Below are 16,617 nucleotides of genomic sequence, written 5' to 3' on the forward strand. Positions count from 1 at the left end.
GTTAGGCGACGCATTCGACTGGGCCAGACCGTTGCAAAAACAGCCATGCCGGAAGTGGAACCTGACGCAACGGCAGGCGTTGGTTCCGGTATTGGCCAATTGCTGGACGCATCGTTCTTCAACATCAACGGGGGAGAGATTCCGATGAGATCATTCGCGCGGTTTCTGCTAGCCGGCTGCCTGCTACCTGCAAGCGCCACGGCCGATGCCGACGAGGCGAATTTTCTCAGCTCCTTGCAAGGGAATTTCTCCGGCAAGGGGACAGTCAAGGTCACCACCGACGCACCGACGGTGAATGTGTCCTGCACCTTCAATTCCGACGCGACCTCGAGTTCATTGTCGCTTGACGGCAATTGCCGTGGTCTTGTCGTGGTGACGCGCGCCATCAGCGCCAATCTGAAGGCCCGCGGGGCGAAGTATACTGGCGTCTATGTCGGGTCGCGCACCGGGCCGGCACAGCTCGCCGGCAGCCGTTCTGGGAACGCGTTCAGTCTCGGCATTCGCTGGGCGGCGGAGGTCAATGGCGATCGCAAGGCGCGGTTGACGGTGGAGAAAACCAGCGGCGACGGAATGCGGTTGACCGTTACCGACGTCGATCCGAAAACCGGCAAGAACGTGGTGACGAGCCGCATCGATCTCAAGCGTATCTAAGCCGTCTCACTCCTCGATCGGCTCCGGCGGGTTGGCGTTGCGGCCTTTACCGAAGGTGTAGCCGGTTTCCACCGCCTTCTTGCCGAACTTGTCGCGTAGCGTATCGATGGCGCTTTCGGCCATGGCGCGCTTGCGCGAGCCGACGTCGACGAGATCGGGCGGATCGGCCTTCTCGTCACCCGAGAGATCGCTGACACCGATGCCAAGCAGCCGGTACTTTGTCCCGTCCGCCTCCTTGCGCAACAGCTCGAGCCCGGTCTGGAAAATGCGGTCGGCCAGCCGGGTCGGGTCGCCGAGCTGGCGGTTGCGGGTACGCAGCTTGAAATCCTGCGTCTTCAGCTTCAGCACCACGGTGCGCCCGGCAATGCCTGACTTCTTCAGCCGCGCCGAGACCTTTTCCGACAATCCCCTCAGCACTGGAACCAGTTCGCCCATTTCAGCTATGTCGGTGTCGAAAGTGGTTTCGGCCGACACACTTTTCGCATCCTGGTCGGGATCGACACGGCGGTCGTCCTGGCCGCGCGAGAGATGGTAGAGCCGGGTGCCCATCACGCCATAGCGGCGCATAAGATCGGCCCGCTCCATGCGCTGCAACTGGGCGATGCTGCGGATGCCGTCGCGTTCGAGCGTTGCGGCAAAAGCCTTGCCGACGCCCCAGATCAGCGTCACTGGCTGTTCGGCCAGGAAACCCAGCGCCTCGGCTTCGCCGATCACCGAAAAGCCGCGCGGCTTGCGGAAATCGGAGGCAACCTTGGCCAGGAACTTGCAGTAGGAAAGGCCGGCCGAAACGGTGATGCCGATTTCCTTTTCGACGGTCTGCGCAAAGCGCGCCAGCACCACCGCCGGCGGCATGCCGTGCAGGCGCTCGGTGCCGGCAAGGTCGAGAAACGCCTCATCGATGGAGAGCGGTTCGACCAGCGGCGTGAGCGCCTGCATCAAGGCGCGGACATCGCGGCCGACGCGGACGTATTTCTCCATATTGGGCGGGATGACGACCGCTTCCGGACAGGCTTCGAGCGCCTTGAACATCGGCATTGCCGAGCGCACCCCCTTGATGCGGGCGATGTAGCAGGCGGTGGAGACGACGCCGCGCTTGCCGCCGCCGATGATCAGCGGCTTGTCCTTCAGCGCCGGATTGTCGCGCTTTTCGATCGCCGCATAGAAGGCGTCGCAATCGATATGCGCCAGATGCAGCTGGTAGAGCTCGGGATGGCGGGTGAGTCGAGGGCTGCCGCAACGCTCACAGCGCCTGGTATCGCTGCGCTGAAAGGTCAGGCAGTCGCGGCAAAAACCGTGCTCGGGATTGTTGACAGGGGCCGCCATCGCTGCGAACATAAAGAGAACAGATGCAATGGTACGTCAGGACGGAAGCCGCCACAAGCGGTTAGCCGGGAGAGAACTCATGAGCACCACCATAGCGCCGCTGGCGCCTGACCTGTGGGCGGATTTCGAGGATCTTTTCGGCAAGCAGGGCGCCTGTTACGGCTGCTGGTGCACGCATTTCCGGATGGCGCCGGCGGTCCGACGGGCCAGCGACAAGCAGCGCAACAAGGATCATATCAAGGCGCGTATCGAGGCCGGGCCGCCGCCGGGGCTTTTGGCCTTCGAGGACGGCCAGGCGGTCGGCTGGATGCAGATCGGTCCACGCGCCGACGTGCCCGAATGGAACAATCGGGGCCGGGGCTCGGCGCCGGTCGATCCAACCGACGCCGTAGATCCCGGCGTCTGGGCCATCTCCTGCTTCTTCATCCGCGCCAGCGCGCGCGGCCGGGGCGTCAGCCACCGCCTGGTCGAGGGCGGCATCGCTTTTGCCCGCCAGAACAAGGCGCGGCTGGTCGAGGCGTGTCCGATCGACGTGTCGCGCGATTCGCGTTCGATCGGGCTGTTCGTCGGCTCGTCGCGTGTGTTTGAAAAGGCCGGCTTCGAGCGGCTTGTCGAACGCAAGGCCGGACGGCCGCTGATGCGGCTGGTGTTGTAGTCAATTACCCGTCGGCGTTTGTTGATGTCCTGTGGAAGCTGTAGGTTGGTGTCATAGCAGACGAACGAAGCGTTCCTTTTTGGTCAAATGGAGAATTATGTGAACCGTGTCTTGCCGCTTGCTTTCCTTCTCGCCCTCAGCGCTCCTGCCTTTGGCCAGGCTGTCGATGCCCAAGGTGCCAAGCAACTTTCCGATGAGCTCTCTCGCTATGTCGGCAAACAGGCGCTCAATGAAGGCATTTTGAAGATCTCAGCCGAGGAGGGTGCCTACAAGATCACCTTCGATGTGAAGGCGCTTGTGGCGAAGATGCCGAAGCAGGATCTGAAGCGGTTCGATTTCCCGCCCGTCACGCTGCGGGTCAAACCGCGCAGCGACGGAGGCTGGGATGTCGCCTCGGATTTCTCTACGACTGGGTCCATCGAGGTAAATGGCCCAAATGGCCTGAACACCGGGCAAATCGTTGTCAAGGATGGCAAGTTCACGGGCGCCTATGACCCGGAACTGGCGGCATTTACCAGCGGCACCAGTTCGATTGCGGGCATGACGATGACGTCGCGCCAAGTCAGTCAATTGACCGATTTGAGCGTGGGGCTGGGCTCTTCCAAATTTGACGCCAGGAAGTCGGCCAACGGCGGCGTCGATCTTAATTTCACACAGGCGATGGCGGACTTCGTCGAAACGGTCAAAATCGATGACCGGTCAATCGCAGCGCTCCGGGCACCGGAGCTCGCTGTGAACGTGACCGCTAAGGCCATTCAGACCAAGCCGCTTCTGGATCTTTTGGCGTTCGCCGTCGCCCATGAGGACGAGGCCCGGCTGAAGGCCGATCAAGCAGAGTTCAAAACGCTTCTGCTCGGTGCGCTGCCGCTATGGGAACGGATCGATGGGACCTACGCATTCAAAAACCTTGCCATTGAAACATATGCCGGCAATTTCGGCGCGGCGCAGCTGAACACCGTTGTCGGCATGGACGGCATCAGCAAGGACGGCAAGATCAGCTACGCATTCAAGGTTTCCGGCCTGACAATACCGCAGCAGATGCTGCCCAGTTGGACCGTTGCGTTGCTGCCGACGGATCTCGACCTGAATTTCGGCGGCGCCAACATCGATCTCGACAGTATGGCCAGGAAAACCATCGACACCCTCGATTTCAGCAAGGATCCACCGCTGCCGCCAGATTTCGGCGACGAGATTTCCGCCAATTTCCTGGCCAAGATACCAAAATTCGTTCTCGGGCACAGCACGGTGAAGAACGGCGACATCGAGGTCGCCATGGAGGGCGAAATGACGTTCCCCGGCAAGAAGCCGGATGCGAGCGTGACCGTCAACGTAACCGGCTACGACAAGATCGTTGAAACCTTGCAGGCGGCGGCTAAATCTGACCCGGAGGCCTCGCAGGCTTTCACAGGGGCGCTTGCGATTAAGGGATTCGCCAAGACGCTGCCGGACGGCCGTATCGAATGGGTGATCAACGCCAGGCACGATGGGTCGGTGACGGTCAACGGCGCCATGCTGAAGGGGCCGGATCCGGTCGTGGAAGACAACACCGATCAGGATGCGATCCCTGGCGAGGGCAACAATGGCGGAGCAGGGGCGAAGCTGCAGCCTTGATCGCCAAGCTTGGAGGCGCTTGGGCTTAAAGCCCGAGCGCGCTCGCGATCTTCGGCGCGGCATCGCGCCAGTCCTCGACGGAGATGATGTCGTCGGGCACCGGCGGCATGAAGGCGCGCAGCGAATTGTCGGCCATCAGGTGGAAGAGATGCGCGTCGGCGACGGAATTGCGCGCCGAGATAAGATTGGCGGGCTGGTCGTCGACAAAGGCCACCGGCCGGCCGTTCTTGCCGCGGAGTTTCGCCACCGCCGGTCCCTTGGCCATCTCGGTGGTCAACAGCGGATAGGGCAGCCCGAGCGCATCGAGATGGGCGCGGCGTGCAGCGCGATGCCGGTGCGGCATGGCGGTCAAAAGGACGATCTCGGCGCGGTCGCCAAGGCTGGCAAGCGCTTGTTCGGCACCATCGGTGACGCTCTGCCAGTCGGCCTGCGTATCGAAGAAATCTCCGAGAAGTGCCGTCACCTCCGGCTGTTCGATCAGCCGGCCGCTCGCCGTTTCGGCAATGTTGCCGGTGAGACGGAACGAGGCCAGCGTCAGGCCGAAGCCGCGCGATTTCAGGAAATGCGGAAACGGCCGGATGAATTCGAGCACGACATCGTCGACATCGAGGATCAGCAGAGGCCGGTTGTCGGCTGCAAGTTCGGCGATCTGGCGTGCCGTCTCGGGATCGTCGCTCATATCGAATGCTCATGGTCGTCGCCGCCAAGAGGCAGCGCGCGCAAAGCCTTGCCGACTGAGGCAGGCGGGGCGCCGGTTTCCTCGGCAAAGCGCAGCAAGGTCGGCTCGTGGGCGAGGATGAACTGCAGCACGCCGGCAAGGAATCCCGGTTCGGCCGCGGCGCGGCGGATGGCGGACGCCTCGATGCCGGTGATGGCCAGGAAGCGCGGCAGGAGTTCGGGGTCGGCGGCGACGAAGCCCAGTGCCTTCACGGCAATGGTTTCCGCTTCCTCGCGCATTGACGCTGCGTTTGCCATCACTACTTTCTCGTTGCGGAAATGAGTCTCTTTTCCGCAGTAATCGCAAGCGTCGCCTGCGGCAAGCCACAGCCCCGATCCAATGTGGTTTTCGAGGTGGAATCCGAATGGCTTTTGCCGCTTCGGGTTTCCATTTCGTCAATCATATTGCCTTAAGAGTGGGCGAGGGTTTGGTGTGCTTCGACAAGGGCGCATAGCGGCAGGGCTTCGGGCAGAAGCCTGGCCGGGATGGGAAATCGATGCCTAAGAAGGTCATGATCGTCGAGGACAACGAGCTCAATATGAAGCTCTTTCGCGACCTCATCGAAGCCAGCGGTTATGAAACGGTGCGCACGCGCAACGGGCTCGAGGCGCTCGATCTGGCGCACCAGCACAGGCCCGACCTGATCCTGATGGACATCCAGCTACCCGAAGTGTCGGGGCTGGAAGTGACGAAATGGCTGAAGGAGGACGACGACCTCCATTCCATTCCGGTCATCGCCGTCACCGCCTTCGCCATGAAGGGCGACGAGGAACGCATTCGCCAGGGCGGTTGCGAGGCCTACATCTCCAAGCCGATCTCGGTGCCGCGTTTCATCGAGACCATCAAATCCTATCTCGGTGATGCCTGATGCCTTCAGCCGGAGCCCTTGTGACATGACCGCGCGGATCCTCGTCGTCGACGACATCCCTGCCAATGTCAAACTTCTCGAGGTTCGGCTGCTGGCCGAATATTTCGAGGTGTTGACGGCCTCCAACGGGCCGGACGCGATCGAGACCTGCGAAAACGGCAAGGTCGATGTCGTGCTGCTCGACGTGATGATGCCCGGCATGGACGGGTTCGAGGTCTGCAAGCGGCTGAAAAGCGATCCGGCGACCGCGCATATACCGGTGGTCATGGTGACCGCGCTGGGCCATGTTGCCGACCGGGTGCGCGGCCTCGAGGCAGGCGCCGACGACTTTCTCACGAAGCCGGTCAACGATCTGCAACTGATGACGCGGGTGAAGAGCCTGGTCAGGCTGAAGTCGCTGACCGACGAGCTGCGGCTGCGCGCATCGACCACCCGCAACATCGGCATCGAGGCGCTGTTGAGCCGCAGCTTCGCGTCGGAGGACGCCACGCCGAAGGTGCTGTTGATCGACGAGCGCAAATCGTCGTTCGAGCGCATCCAGAACATGCTGCGCGGCAGCGCCGAGCTCGACATTGCCACCGATCCGCATGCCGGCTTCTTCCAAGCCGCCGAGGCGCCCTATGAGTGCGTGCTGATCTCGACCGGTTTTACCGATTTCGATCCGCTGCGGTTGTGTTCGCAATTGCGTTCGCTTGACCGCACCCGCTTCCTGCCGATCATCCTGATTGCCGATGACGGCGAGGAGGGGCGCATCATTCGCGGGCTCGAGCTCGGCATCAACGACTATCTGATGCGGCCGATCGACCAGCAGGAGCTGACGGCGCGGCTGCGCACGCAGGTGCGCCGCAAGCGCTACAACGACCAGCTGCGCGCCAGTGTCACCCAGACCATCGAGATGGCGGTGACCGACGCGTTGACCGGGCTGCACAACCGCCGCTACCTCGACAGCCATTTGCAGACGCTGTTCGACCGCGCCGTGGCGCGGCGGCGGCCTCTGTCGGTGATGATCACCGATCTCGACCGCTTCAAGACCGTCAATGACTCGCATGGCCATGATGGCGGCGACGATGTGCTGCGCGAGTTCGCAAGGCGGCTGCGCAAGAACGTCAGGGGCATCGACCTTGCCTGCCGCTTCGGCGGCGAGGAATTCGTCGTTGTGATGCCGGACACGGACGGCACGGTGGCGGAGAAGGTTGCCGAGCGCATTCGCGCCGAAATCGCCCAGCTGCCGTTTGCCATCGGTCCTGACGGCAAGGCGATCGAAGTCACGGTCAGCGTCGGCGTGTCATCGGTTCTGAAGGGCGCGGACACGGCCGCAGCGTTGATGAAACGTGCCGACGTGGCGCTCTACGAAGCCAAAAGTGGCGGCCGCAACCGGGTCGTCGCCAAGGCAGCGTAGGCTAGACCACCGATTATGCAGTCAATCGGACAGGGTTAGGAATTTACCTTAATCCAAGCGATTCGGCAGGCTTGGTTAAGAAACTATTGATTTTCAAACATTGTTGCGCAAATGTGCGGTGCAAGAACAAGGGCGATGCGGGCACGAGGGTAGACAGCCGCATCGCTTCGCCGAATACCCCATGATGCTCAGGTCCGCCGCATCTCCTGGGTCCGTGGGGTCGGCCGGCCGGCGCTGGCACATAGTGGCCTCCTCGTACCGCTGCCATACGCCGACCGGCCCCCTTTTTTGCCAAAACATGAGATGAGCACTTCGCGCCAAACAGCGGAGGGTTCTGGCTTTTCGGGGCCTTGAATCAAAAACGCCGCCCGAAGGGGCGGCGCTTTTGACAGAGCGTATGAAAACCAGATTACTTGATCTTGGTTTCCTTGAACTCGACATGCTTCTTGGCGACCGGGTCGTATTTGCGGAACGACAGCTTGTCGGTCTTGGTACGGCTGTTCTTGCTGGTCACGTAGAAGAAACCGGTGTCGGCGGTCGACAGAAGCTTGATCTTGATGTTTGCGGCTTTGGCCATTGTATCAGTCCGTTATTTTCGTGGGGTTTTGGCCGCTGGAGCGGGGGAAAACACCCGGACGCGGGAAACTTGGCGCGACACATAAAGAACGTGCCCGGAAAGTCAAGCCCGACGCCTTGCCTGTGTCGTAAGCACATGAGTTGTCCGGATTAGGTAGCACATGAGTTGTCCGGTTTTATCATCGGCCCGATGGAGGCTGAGGATGAGACGGACAGCATGGCTATAGGCCGGCGAATGCCGCGACGCTGCGAAGCGGCGCTGGTTCGGCAGGGTGGATTGGTCACCCGCGCCCAACTCTTCGCAGGCTCAGGGCATTCGAATCTCGAAAAACCACGCAATTGGCTTTTCGTCCGCTACGGACCGCTTCTCACCTCACAACGGAGAAGGTAAGGCCGGTGCTTCCCCTCAGCGGGGCCGAATTTCTAGGCTTCTTCCTTAACTGGAAGTGCTTTCTTCCAGTCCCCGGTGGTGTTCCACCAGCGATTCGGATTGGCGCGGTCGTCCAGGCCCTTGGAGCGGCTGGCGAGGATCGGCTGGATGCGGATCACCGGCTCCTGGTAGGAATGCGCCTGGAAAATCGCCTCGACGACGCGGGCGGCGAGCACCTGGTCGTCGGGCAACTCGAACGAGACCTCGACGGTGCCGGGGCGGCGGCGCAGTTCGGTTTCGACGCCGGCGGCTGCACCTTCCAGCGGTCGGTAGCGTTCGATGCCGTGCGCCGTTTGATAGGCGTTGCGGTCGTATTTGCCCATTGCCAGCGGCGCGATCGCGACCACGGCGTCCATGATGCGGTCGACATCGGCTGCCGGGGCCTGGAAGCTGACAAGCAGCAGAAGCGTCATGCGCAGAGATGTGGTTTCAAAGCCGCTGTCGATCATCGCCGTATCCTCAAACTCGGGTTTTTGGGACACTCTTTTAGCTGAGGTCTCCTGACACGGTTCTGTCAGCAGCGGCGACATCCCGTCAGGATTGCGCAGGCTGGCGACGGACAGGCTACCAGATCTTGCGGACCAGCCTGGCGCTGACCAAGGCGATATAGGCGGCAAAGAACAGGCCGAGCGACCAGCCGAAGCCGGAGGGCCCGAAGGCATCCATGCCGATGCCGATCGCCTGCGGGCCAAGCACCATGCCGACGCCGTAGCAGAGCACGAAGGCGGCATTGGCCGAGGCCAGTTCATGGCCGGAGAGCTGCGAGCCCAGATGGGCAAGGCCGATCGTGTACATGGCGGCCACCACGCCGCCCCAGACAAACAGAAGCGCCGCCATCAGGTGCCAATTGCCGGCGAAGAACGGCATGAAGATGGTGCCGGCAAGTCCGACCGTGGCACAGGCCAAAAGTAGATAGCGGCGGTCTGAGACGCGGTCGCTGATCATGCCCATAGGGATCTGCAACAGCACGTTGCCGAGGCCGATCATGGTGAGCAGGAGGGCTGCATCCGCCTCGGAATAGCCGATGCGGTTGCCATAGACGGGGAACAGCGCAAAGCCGCCGGTCTCGACGGCGCCGAACACCAGCACGGCGGCGGTCGCTGTCGGCACCAGCCAGATGTAGCGCAGGAAGTTGCTGGTTTCGCCGTCAACCACGATTGTGGGACTTTCATTCCGTGCGGCCAGCACCGGGATTGCGGCCAGCGCGACCAGGACGATGATGACGCCAAACGGCAAGAAGCCGGTGCTGCCGATATGGGCGAAGATCCATGGCCCGGCGGCGAAGCCGAGCGACAGCACTGTGGCGTAGATGCCGAGCACCAGGCCGCGCCGGCGCGGCGGCGCCGAGGTGCTGATCCAGAATTCCGACAGGATGAACAGCACCGTCAGCGCGATGTGCAGCACGACGCGTAGTGGGAACCACATCCAGAAGTCCGGCGCGAAGTGGAAGCCGACAAAGGCGAGCGCGCCGGCGGCGATCATGGCGATCATCGTCCAGGCGACGCCGAAGCGCATCGCCAGCGGCGTGGCCAGCGGGGCGCCGGCGATCGAGGCGAGGCCGGCGACCGCGGTGTTGAGGCCGATCATCGATGCCGAGTGGCCGCGGCTCTCGAGAATAACGCTGAGCAGCGGCATGCCGAGGCCTATGGCGATGCCCACGACGCTGATCGACGAGATCGCGGCGATCATAGGTAGCCAATGTACGCGCTCGTCGCCCTCTTGCTGGGTATCGACCGTCATGTGATGCCTGAATACTCTGTTTGTTTGATATTGCGTAATTCCGGACGGAAAACCGCGTCACACTTTTCCTGGAATTGCTCTAAAGAATTTCGCGAACGAAGCGGTTGCGGAAAAGCCGGTAGAACGGCACGGACCCACCGGGTCGCAGGCGCGGATCGTCGGCAAGCCGCGTCTCCAGCTCCTGCAAGATCGTTCGGGTGATGTCGGGGATATCGGCCTCTCTGGCCTTGGCAAGCGGCAGCCAGACCAGTTCTTCCAGCTCATTGGTCGGGCCGCCACCCGGCAGTTCCACGGCGACATCGCTGCGCCAGGCGCTGAAGAAGCGGGTGTCGAAACGACGCACGCGATTGGGCGGGGTGATGGCGCGGGCGATGAAGCGCAGAGGCGCCAGCGAAGGCTGGACGCCGTGCTCGACAAAGCCCTGCCAGTCGCGTTTGTCGGTTGCGAACGAGCCTTTGCTGCCGATGAGCAGGCCGGCTTCCTCATAAGTCTCGCGGATGGCCGAGAGCGCGATGGCACGGGCCCGCGACGGGCTGATGCGGCCGACGCCGGCGGTCAGCCTGGCTTCTTCCTCCGGGAGCAATGGGGTGGCAACGGCAATGCGGCTGTCGGCCGAATCGGTGCGGCCGCCGGGAAAGACGAACTTGCCGGGCATGAAGGCGTGGCCTGCATGGCGCCGGCCCATCAGCACCAGAATCTCGTCGCCCTCGCGGTCGAGCAGGATCAGGGTGGCGGCATCGCGCGGGCGTATGGGCAGGCCGCTGTGGGCGGCTGCGCCACGGTCCATCCTGCTGACTTCCGCCTTGGTCATACCTTCCATGCGCAGGACCTAGCGGAAACTTCTGGCAAACGAAAGTGGCCTTTCACGGTCGGCATGTTGCGCCAGGCGACATTGCCCTGACGCAAACTAGGTTCCGGGATGCGGCTCGGTGCCGTCTTTTTCGCCGCCGAAGCCGTGCATATAGAGCGCCCATTGCAGTCCGATGACGGCGCCCTTGACCGGTTGCAGCAGAGCGACCGACAACACGATGGTCAGCGGCACCCAAATGGCGATGTGCTGCCACATGGAGAGCGTCGAGGTCGCCTCAACGCCCATGAAGGCGCCGAGAACGATGTGGCCGACAATGACGATGACGAGATAAGCGGGCAGGTCGTCGGCGCGGTGGTGGGGGAACTCCTCACCGCACACGGCGCATTTGTCGACACTTTTGGTGAAGCCGGCGAACAACCTGCCTTCGCCGCAATGCGGGCAGCGGCCAAGGGCGCCGCGCTTCATCGCCGTCCACAGCGGGCGGGCGACTCGGCCCGAATGATGTTCGCCGCCGAAAACCTGCTTCTGGATTCCCATTTCGCTTGCCATTATCGTCTCCTGCCGCGCGACCCCGGGCGCGATTGCGACGCGCGGGCGCGGCCTTTTGCCTTGTGAAACGACCGTTTGGAGCCGGGCAGGGGCTTCGGGTCGGTCAGCATCTCGAAACGCATCGCGCCGGCCATAGGCGCCACCTCGATCAGGCGAACCTCGACGCGGTCGGCAAGCTGATAGCCCTTGCCGGTGCGTTCTCCGAACAGCGATCGCGCGGTTTCGTCATATATATAGTAATCGCCATCCAGACTTGACACCGGGATGAAGCCATCTGCGCCAAACTGCGGCAATTGGACAAATAGTCCCGATTTGGTGACGCCCGAAATGCGGGCGTCGAAGCGGTCGTCGATGCGCTCGGCGAGGTAGGCAGCGATCAGCCGGTCGACGGTGTCGCGCTCGGCCGCCATGGCGCGGCGCTCGGTGCCGGAGATCAGCACCGCGAAGTCTTCCAGCCGCGTCGCTTCGTCCTGCGTCAGCCCGCCAGGGCCGAGCCCAAGTGCGGCAATCAGCCCGCGATGCACGATCAGATCGGCATAGCGGCGGATCGGCGAGGTGAAATGCGCGTAGCGCTTCAGGTTGAGGCCGAAATGGCCGATGTTCTTGGGCGAATATTCGGCCTGACTCTGCGAGCGCAGCACCACTTCGTTGACCAGCCCCTCATTGTCGGCGCCACGCACGCGCTCGAGAATGCCGTTGAACTGGGCGGGCCGCATCTGCGCGCCACGCGCCAGCGACAGGCCGACCGTCTGCAGGAACTCGCGCAGCGATTCCTGCTTGGCCAGCGACGGCGCATCGTGGACGCGGTAGACCAGCGCCTGCTTCTTCGCTTCCAGCGTTTCGGCGGCGGCGACATTGGCCTGGATCATGAATTCTTCGATCAGCTTGTGGGCGTCGAGCCGCTCCGGGACGACGACGCGGTCGACGGTGCCGTCCGGCTTGAGCAGGATCTTGCGCTCGGGCAGATCAAGCTCGAGCGGCTGGCGGCCATCGCGGCCGCGCTTGAGGATGGCGTAGGCGTCCCACAGCGGCTTCAGCACCGTATCGAGGATCGGGCCGGTCTTGTCGTCAGGAAGGCCGTCTATCGCGGCCTGGGCCTGCGGATAGGCGAGCTTTGCCGCCGATTTCATCATGACGCGGTGGAAGGTGTGACGCAGCTTGCGGCCATCGGCGGCAAAAATCATGCGCACGGCAAGCGCGGGACGGTCCTGGCCTTCGCGCAGCGAGCACAGGTCGTTGGAGATGCGCTCTGGCAGCATCGGCACGACGCGGTCGGGGAAATAGACAGAATTGCCGCGTTTCAGCGCCTCGCGATCGAGTGCGGTGCCATAGCGGACATAGGCTGCAACATCGGCGATCGCCACCGTGGCGATCACGCCGCCGGGGTTCTTCTCGTCGAGGTCGGGCGTGGCGAAGACGGCGTCGTCATGGTCCTTGGCGTCGGCCGGGTCGATGGTCACCAGCGGCAGGTCGCGCCAGTCCTCGCGGTGAGCAAGCGTCGCCGGTTTTACCGCCTCGGATTCGGCGATGACGTCGGCCGGAAAGATATGCGGAATGTCGTGCGCGTGGATGGCGATCATCGAGACCGCCTTTTCGCTGGTCAGCGAGCCCAGCACAGCCAGCACTTTTGCGCGCGGCAAACCATACCGGGAGGCCCGCGCCGGCTCGACCTCGACAAGGTCGCCGTTCCTGGCGCCGTTCTGGAATTCCTTGTCGACGATCAGTTCGGGCTGGCGACGTTCGACCGGCTCGATTCGGAAGGTGCCGTCCCTCAGGATACGGAAGACGCCCAGCACGGCATCTGTCCGCTTCTCGAAAATCTTCATTACGCGGCCCGTATAGGCAGGCCCGGTCGCCTCGTCGGTCGGGAAGGTCTTGGCCAGCACTCGGTCGCCAATGCCCGGCTGCGGGCCATTGCCGCCGCGGGAGACGCGGATCGAGATCACCGGCGGTTCGCCGGTGCCGACGGCCTCCGCCGGATGCGCCAGCAGAATACCGTCGCCGTCGCGGCCGAAAATGTCGAGCACGGCGACATGGGGCAGGGCGCCGACACGGGCCAGCCGCTTGCGCTCCTTGGTCAGGATGCCTTCGTCCTGCAGGTCGCGAAGAATGTCCTTCAGCCAGATGCGGTCGTCGCCGCGCAAGGCAAACGCCTTGGCGATGTCGCGTTTTCCCGCGCGGTCGGGGTTCTCGGCGATGTAGCGCAGGATTTCGTCACGCGAGGGCCTGTAGTCGTCCTTGACCTTGGCCCTCGTGTCGGCGGTGCGCGGATCGCCGTGGCTTCTACCGGTGATCCTGCGCGCCACGCTGCTATCCCTTTTTCTTCGCCGCCGGCTTCTTGGTCGCCGACTTCTTGGCTGTGGTTTTCTTGCCAGTGGTTGTCTTGCCAGTGGTTGTCTTGGCTGCGGGGACCTTGGCGGCTGCCGCCTTGCGGAACGGCTTCTTGCCGCCGCCGCCCTTGGCTTCCTTCTCGGCGATCAGCGCCAGCGCGTCTTCGACCGTCACCGACTGCGGATCCTTGCCCTTGGGCAGCGTCGCGTTGACCTTGCCGTAGTTGACATAGGGCCCATATTTGCCATCGCGCACGACGATCTTGCCGCCGCCATCGGGATGGTCGCCGAGTTCCTTCAGCGCGGCAGCAGTGCCGCCATTGCGGCCGCCCTTGCCCTTCAGCTGCTTCTCGGCGATCACAGTGACAGCGCGGTTGAGGCCGATCGAGAACACATCCTCGATGCTGTCGACATTGGCGTAGGTGCCATCGTGCAAAACGAACGGACCATAGCGGCCAAGCCCGGCGGAGATCATCTTGCCGGACTCGGGATGCTTGCCGATGTCGCGCGGCAGCGACAGCAGCGCCAGGGCCTTCTCATGGTCGATGGAATCAGGCGTCCAGCCCTTGGGCAGGCTGGAGCGCTTGGCTTCCTTGCCGTCGCCGCGCTGGATATAAGGACCGAAGCGGCCTGAGCGCAGCGTGATTTCCTCTGCCGTGTAGGGGTCCTTGCCGAGCACCTTGGTGCCGTCCTCGCCCCCGCCATTCTCGCCATTCGGGTTGGCTGCGTCGCCGAGTTGGCGGGTAAAGGAACATTCCGGATAGTTGGAGCAGCCGACGAAGGCGCCGAACTTGCCGAGTTTCAGCGACAGATTGCCGGAGCCGCATTTCGGGCAGATGCGGGGATTCGAGCCATCCTCCCGCGCGGGGAACACCAGCGGCGCCAGTTCCTCGTTCAGCGCATCGAGCACGTCGGTGACGCGCAGTTCCTTGATGTCGGCGACGGCGCCGGAAAAATCTTTCCAGAAGTCGCGCAGCACGTCCTTCCAGGCGAGCTTGCCGTCGGAAATCTCGTCAAGCTTTTCCTCGAGTGAGGCCGTGAAGTCATATTCGACATAGCGCTCGAAGAAGCTTTCGAGGAAAGCCGACAGCAGCCGGCCCTTGGCCTGCGGCACCAGCCGGCGCTTGTCGATGGTGACGTAGTCACGGTCTTCCAACGTCTTCAGGATCGCGGTGTAGGTCGACGGACGGCCGATGCCGAGCTCTTCCAGCTTCTTGATCAGCGACGCCTCGGAGTAGCGCGGCGGCGGCTCGGTGGTGTGCTGGGTGGCATTGATCGCCTGACGGGCCAGCTGCTCGCCGGCACGGATCTCGGGCAGACGACGGTTTTCCTCGTCTTCGGCGTCGTCGTCCTTCTGGTCGGTGTAGGCGGCGATGAAGCCGTCGAAGCGAACGACGGAACCGACGGCGCGAAGCTCCGCGGTGCGAGCGCCATTGACCGCCTCGATTTCGACCGTGGTACGCTCGATCTCGGCCGACTGCATCTGGCTGGCGATGGCGCGCTTCCAGATCAATTCGTAAAGCCGCAGCTGGTCGGAATCGAGATACTGCCTGACCGAAGCCGGCGTGCGCATGAAATCGGTCGGGCGGACCGCCTCGTGCGCTTCCTGGGCATTCTTAGCCTTGGCTGTGTACTGGCGCGGCTTTTCCGGGAGGTATCGTGGGCCGAATTCCTTGGCGATGGTGTCGCGGGCGGCGTCGATCGCCTCCGGCGCCATCTGCACGCCGTCGGTTCGCATATAGGTGATCAGGCCGGTGGTCTCGCCGCCGATCTCCATGCCTTCATAGAGGCGCTGCGCCACCTGCATGGTGCGCGTCGCCGAAAAGCCGAGGCCCGACGATGCCGCCTGCTGCAGCGTCGAAGTGGTGAAGGGCGGGCCAGGATTGCGCCTTGTCGGTTTGGCTTCCACCGACAGAGCCTTGAAGGTCGCGCCTTCGAGCATGCCCTTGATATCGTCGCCCTGCGCCTTGCTGGCGATGTCGAGCTTCTGCAGCTTCTTGCGCTCGAACGCGGTCAGCCGCGCCTCGAAGCTGTCGTTACGTGGCGTGCCGAGGAGGGCAGCGATCTGCCAGTATTCCTCGCGGATGAAGCGCTCGATCTCGGATTCGCGGTCGCAGACCAGGCGCAGCGCCACCGACTGGACGCGGCCGGCCGAACGGGCGCCCGGCAATTTGCGCCACAGCACCGGCGACAGCGTGAAGCCGACGAGATAATCGAGTGCGCGGCGAGCCAGATAGGCATCGACCAATGGTGCATCGATCTGGCGCGGATTGGCCATCGCTTCCAGCACCGACGACTTGGTTATGGCATTGAAGACGACGCGGCTGACCGGCTTGTCCTTCAACACGCGCTTCTGCTTGAGCACCTCCAGCACGTGCCAGGAAATGGCTTCGCCCTCGCGATCCGGATCCGTGGCGAGGATCAGGCCATCGGCATCCTTGACCGCGTTGGCGATGTCGGTGAGACGCTTTCCGGACGCGGTGTCGACCGCCCAGGACATGGCGAAATCCTCGTCGGGACGCACCGAACCATCCTTGGCCGGCAGATCGCGGACATGGCCGAACGAGGCCAGAACCTTGAAGTTCTTGCCGAGATACTTGTTGATTGTCTTTGCCTTGGCCGGCGATTCGACGACGACGACGTCCATGAGGTCTCATATCAGCTGTGGGGCGGCAGAAGAATTCCGCTGCGTGACGCATTCAATTGGTCGCTCACATGGCCGCGCTTTTGCGATCGGTCAAGGGCAAGCGGCCAAAATGCGGAGGCGTGTGCCGCAATACACTCTTAGAGTGTATGGAGAAGATCACAAAATTTCTGTCTGGGACGGTTCGTGTTTTGAGCCACCGGGAAAGGCGCCGCGACTAGTTCGTGCTGCGCGTAAATCCCGAACTGGTCGCCGGGTCGCTTGGAGCCGGCGGCCAGCCGAGTCCCGCCGATGGGGTGCGGGATAGAGGTT

Annotated in this window: 15 protein-coding genes; 5 read left to right on the plus strand and 10 right to left on the minus strand. The window is 63.0% G+C overall.

Features of this window, described 5'->3' with window-relative positions; translation table 11 throughout:
- Positions 1 to 144 precede the first annotated feature (144 nt).
- Complete coding sequence (locus tag NKI88_RS03475; protein ID WP_352653842.1) at positions 145 to 651, plus strand: hypothetical protein; 507 nt, start codon at positions 145 to 147, stop codon at positions 649 to 651.
- A 6-nt stretch (positions 652 to 657) separates the two neighbouring features.
- On the opposite strand, the gene NKI88_RS03480 is transcribed toward NKI88_RS03475, so the two are convergent.
- The gene (locus tag NKI88_RS03480; protein ID WP_352653741.1) at positions 658 to 1,986 is read right to left on the minus strand and encodes a DNA polymerase IV; all 1,329 of its coding nucleotides are present in this window, start codon (positions 1,984 to 1,986) and stop codon (positions 658 to 660) included.
- 67 nt (positions 1,987 to 2,053) lie between these two features.
- On the opposite strand from NKI88_RS03480, the gene NKI88_RS03485 reads away from it, so the two are divergent.
- The gene (locus NKI88_RS03485; protein ID WP_023681576.1) at positions 2,054 to 2,629 is read left to right on the plus strand and encodes a GNAT family N-acetyltransferase; all 576 of its coding nucleotides are present in this window, start codon (positions 2,054 to 2,056) and stop codon (positions 2,627 to 2,629) included.
- A gap of 99 nt (positions 2,630 to 2,728) precedes the next feature.
- Positions 2,729 to 4,240 (plus strand): hypothetical protein, encoded by a 1,512-nt coding sequence (locus tag NKI88_RS03490; RefSeq protein ID WP_352653742.1) that lies wholly within the window; start codon positions 2,729 to 2,731, stop codon positions 4,238 to 4,240.
- A gap of 25 nt (positions 4,241 to 4,265) precedes the next feature.
- Here the strand turns inward: NKI88_RS03490 and NKI88_RS03495 are convergent, their stop codons facing one another.
- Together NKI88_RS03495 and NKI88_RS03500 are read right to left on the minus strand one after the other, a co-directional pair.
- Positions 4,266 to 4,919 (minus strand): hypothetical protein, encoded by a 654-nt coding sequence (locus NKI88_RS03495; protein ID WP_352653743.1) that lies wholly within the window; start codon positions 4,917 to 4,919, stop codon positions 4,266 to 4,268.
- Positions 4,916 to 5,215 carry a DUF3572 domain-containing protein gene (locus tag NKI88_RS03500; protein ID WP_352653744.1) on the minus strand — a complete coding sequence of 100 codons (300 nt, stop codon included), beginning with the start codon at positions 5,213 to 5,215 and terminating at the stop codon, positions 4,916 to 4,918. Before NKI88_RS03500 ends, NKI88_RS03495 begins: the two co-directional genes overlap by 4 nt.
- A 239-nt stretch (positions 5,216 to 5,454) precedes the next feature.
- Here NKI88_RS03500 and NKI88_RS03505 point away from each other — a divergent pair, with 239 nt between their 5' ends.
- Together NKI88_RS03505 and NKI88_RS03510 are read left to right on the plus strand one after the other, a co-directional pair.
- Positions 5,455 to 5,826: a response regulator gene (locus NKI88_RS03505; RefSeq protein ID WP_352653745.1), complete on the plus strand. Its 372-nt coding sequence runs from the start codon at positions 5,455 to 5,457 to the stop codon at positions 5,824 to 5,826.
- Between the two features lie 25 nt (positions 5,827 to 5,851).
- Positions 5,852 to 7,225 carry a PleD family two-component system response regulator gene (locus NKI88_RS03510; protein WP_352653746.1) on the plus strand — a complete coding sequence of 458 codons (1,374 nt, stop codon included), beginning with the start codon at positions 5,852 to 5,854 and terminating at the stop codon, positions 7,223 to 7,225.
- Positions 7,226 to 7,634: 409 nt separating this feature from the next.
- Here the strand turns inward: NKI88_RS03510 and rpmG are convergent, their stop codons facing one another.
- From rpmG to topA, 7 genes are all read right to left on the minus strand, one after another.
- The gene (gene rpmG / locus NKI88_RS03515; protein ID WP_006201775.1) at positions 7,635 to 7,802 is read right to left on the minus strand and encodes a 50S ribosomal protein L33; all 168 of its coding nucleotides are present in this window, start codon (positions 7,800 to 7,802) and stop codon (positions 7,635 to 7,637) included.
- 422 nt (positions 7,803 to 8,224) lie between these two features.
- Positions 8,225 to 8,680: a YqfO family protein gene (locus tag NKI88_RS03520; protein ID WP_023688312.1), complete on the minus strand. Its 456-nt coding sequence runs from the start codon at positions 8,678 to 8,680 to the stop codon at positions 8,225 to 8,227.
- 115 nt (positions 8,681 to 8,795) lie between these two features.
- The gene (locus NKI88_RS03525; protein ID WP_352653747.1) at positions 8,796 to 9,971 is read right to left on the minus strand and encodes an MFS transporter; all 1,176 of its coding nucleotides are present in this window, start codon (positions 9,969 to 9,971) and stop codon (positions 8,796 to 8,798) included.
- Between the two features lie 79 nt (positions 9,972 to 10,050).
- A complete protein-coding gene (locus NKI88_RS03530; protein ID WP_023741455.1) occupies positions 10,051 to 10,791 on the minus strand; it encodes an NUDIX hydrolase in 741 nt (246 codons plus the stop codon).
- A gap of 87 nt (positions 10,792 to 10,878) precedes the next feature.
- Positions 10,879 to 11,331, minus strand: coding sequence for a DUF983 domain-containing protein (locus tag NKI88_RS03535; protein WP_352653748.1), 453 nt, complete (start codon positions 11,329 to 11,331; stop codon positions 10,879 to 10,881).
- The gene (rnr, locus tag NKI88_RS03540; RefSeq protein WP_352653750.1) at positions 11,331 to 13,637 is read right to left on the minus strand and encodes a ribonuclease R; all 2,307 of its coding nucleotides are present in this window, start codon (positions 13,635 to 13,637) and stop codon (positions 11,331 to 11,333) included. The genes NKI88_RS03535 and rnr overlap by 1 nt, the downstream gene beginning before the upstream one ends.
- A 4-nt stretch (positions 13,638 to 13,641) precedes the next feature.
- Entirely contained in the window at positions 13,642 to 16,308 is a 2,667-nt protein-coding gene (topA, locus tag NKI88_RS03545; protein WP_352653751.1) for a type I DNA topoisomerase, read from the minus strand.
- Between the last annotated feature and the right edge of the window lie 309 nt (positions 16,309 to 16,617).

The organism is Mesorhizobium sp. M0317, assembly GCF_040321555.1.
Lineage (GTDB): Bacteria > Pseudomonadota > Alphaproteobacteria > Rhizobiales > Rhizobiaceae > Mesorhizobium.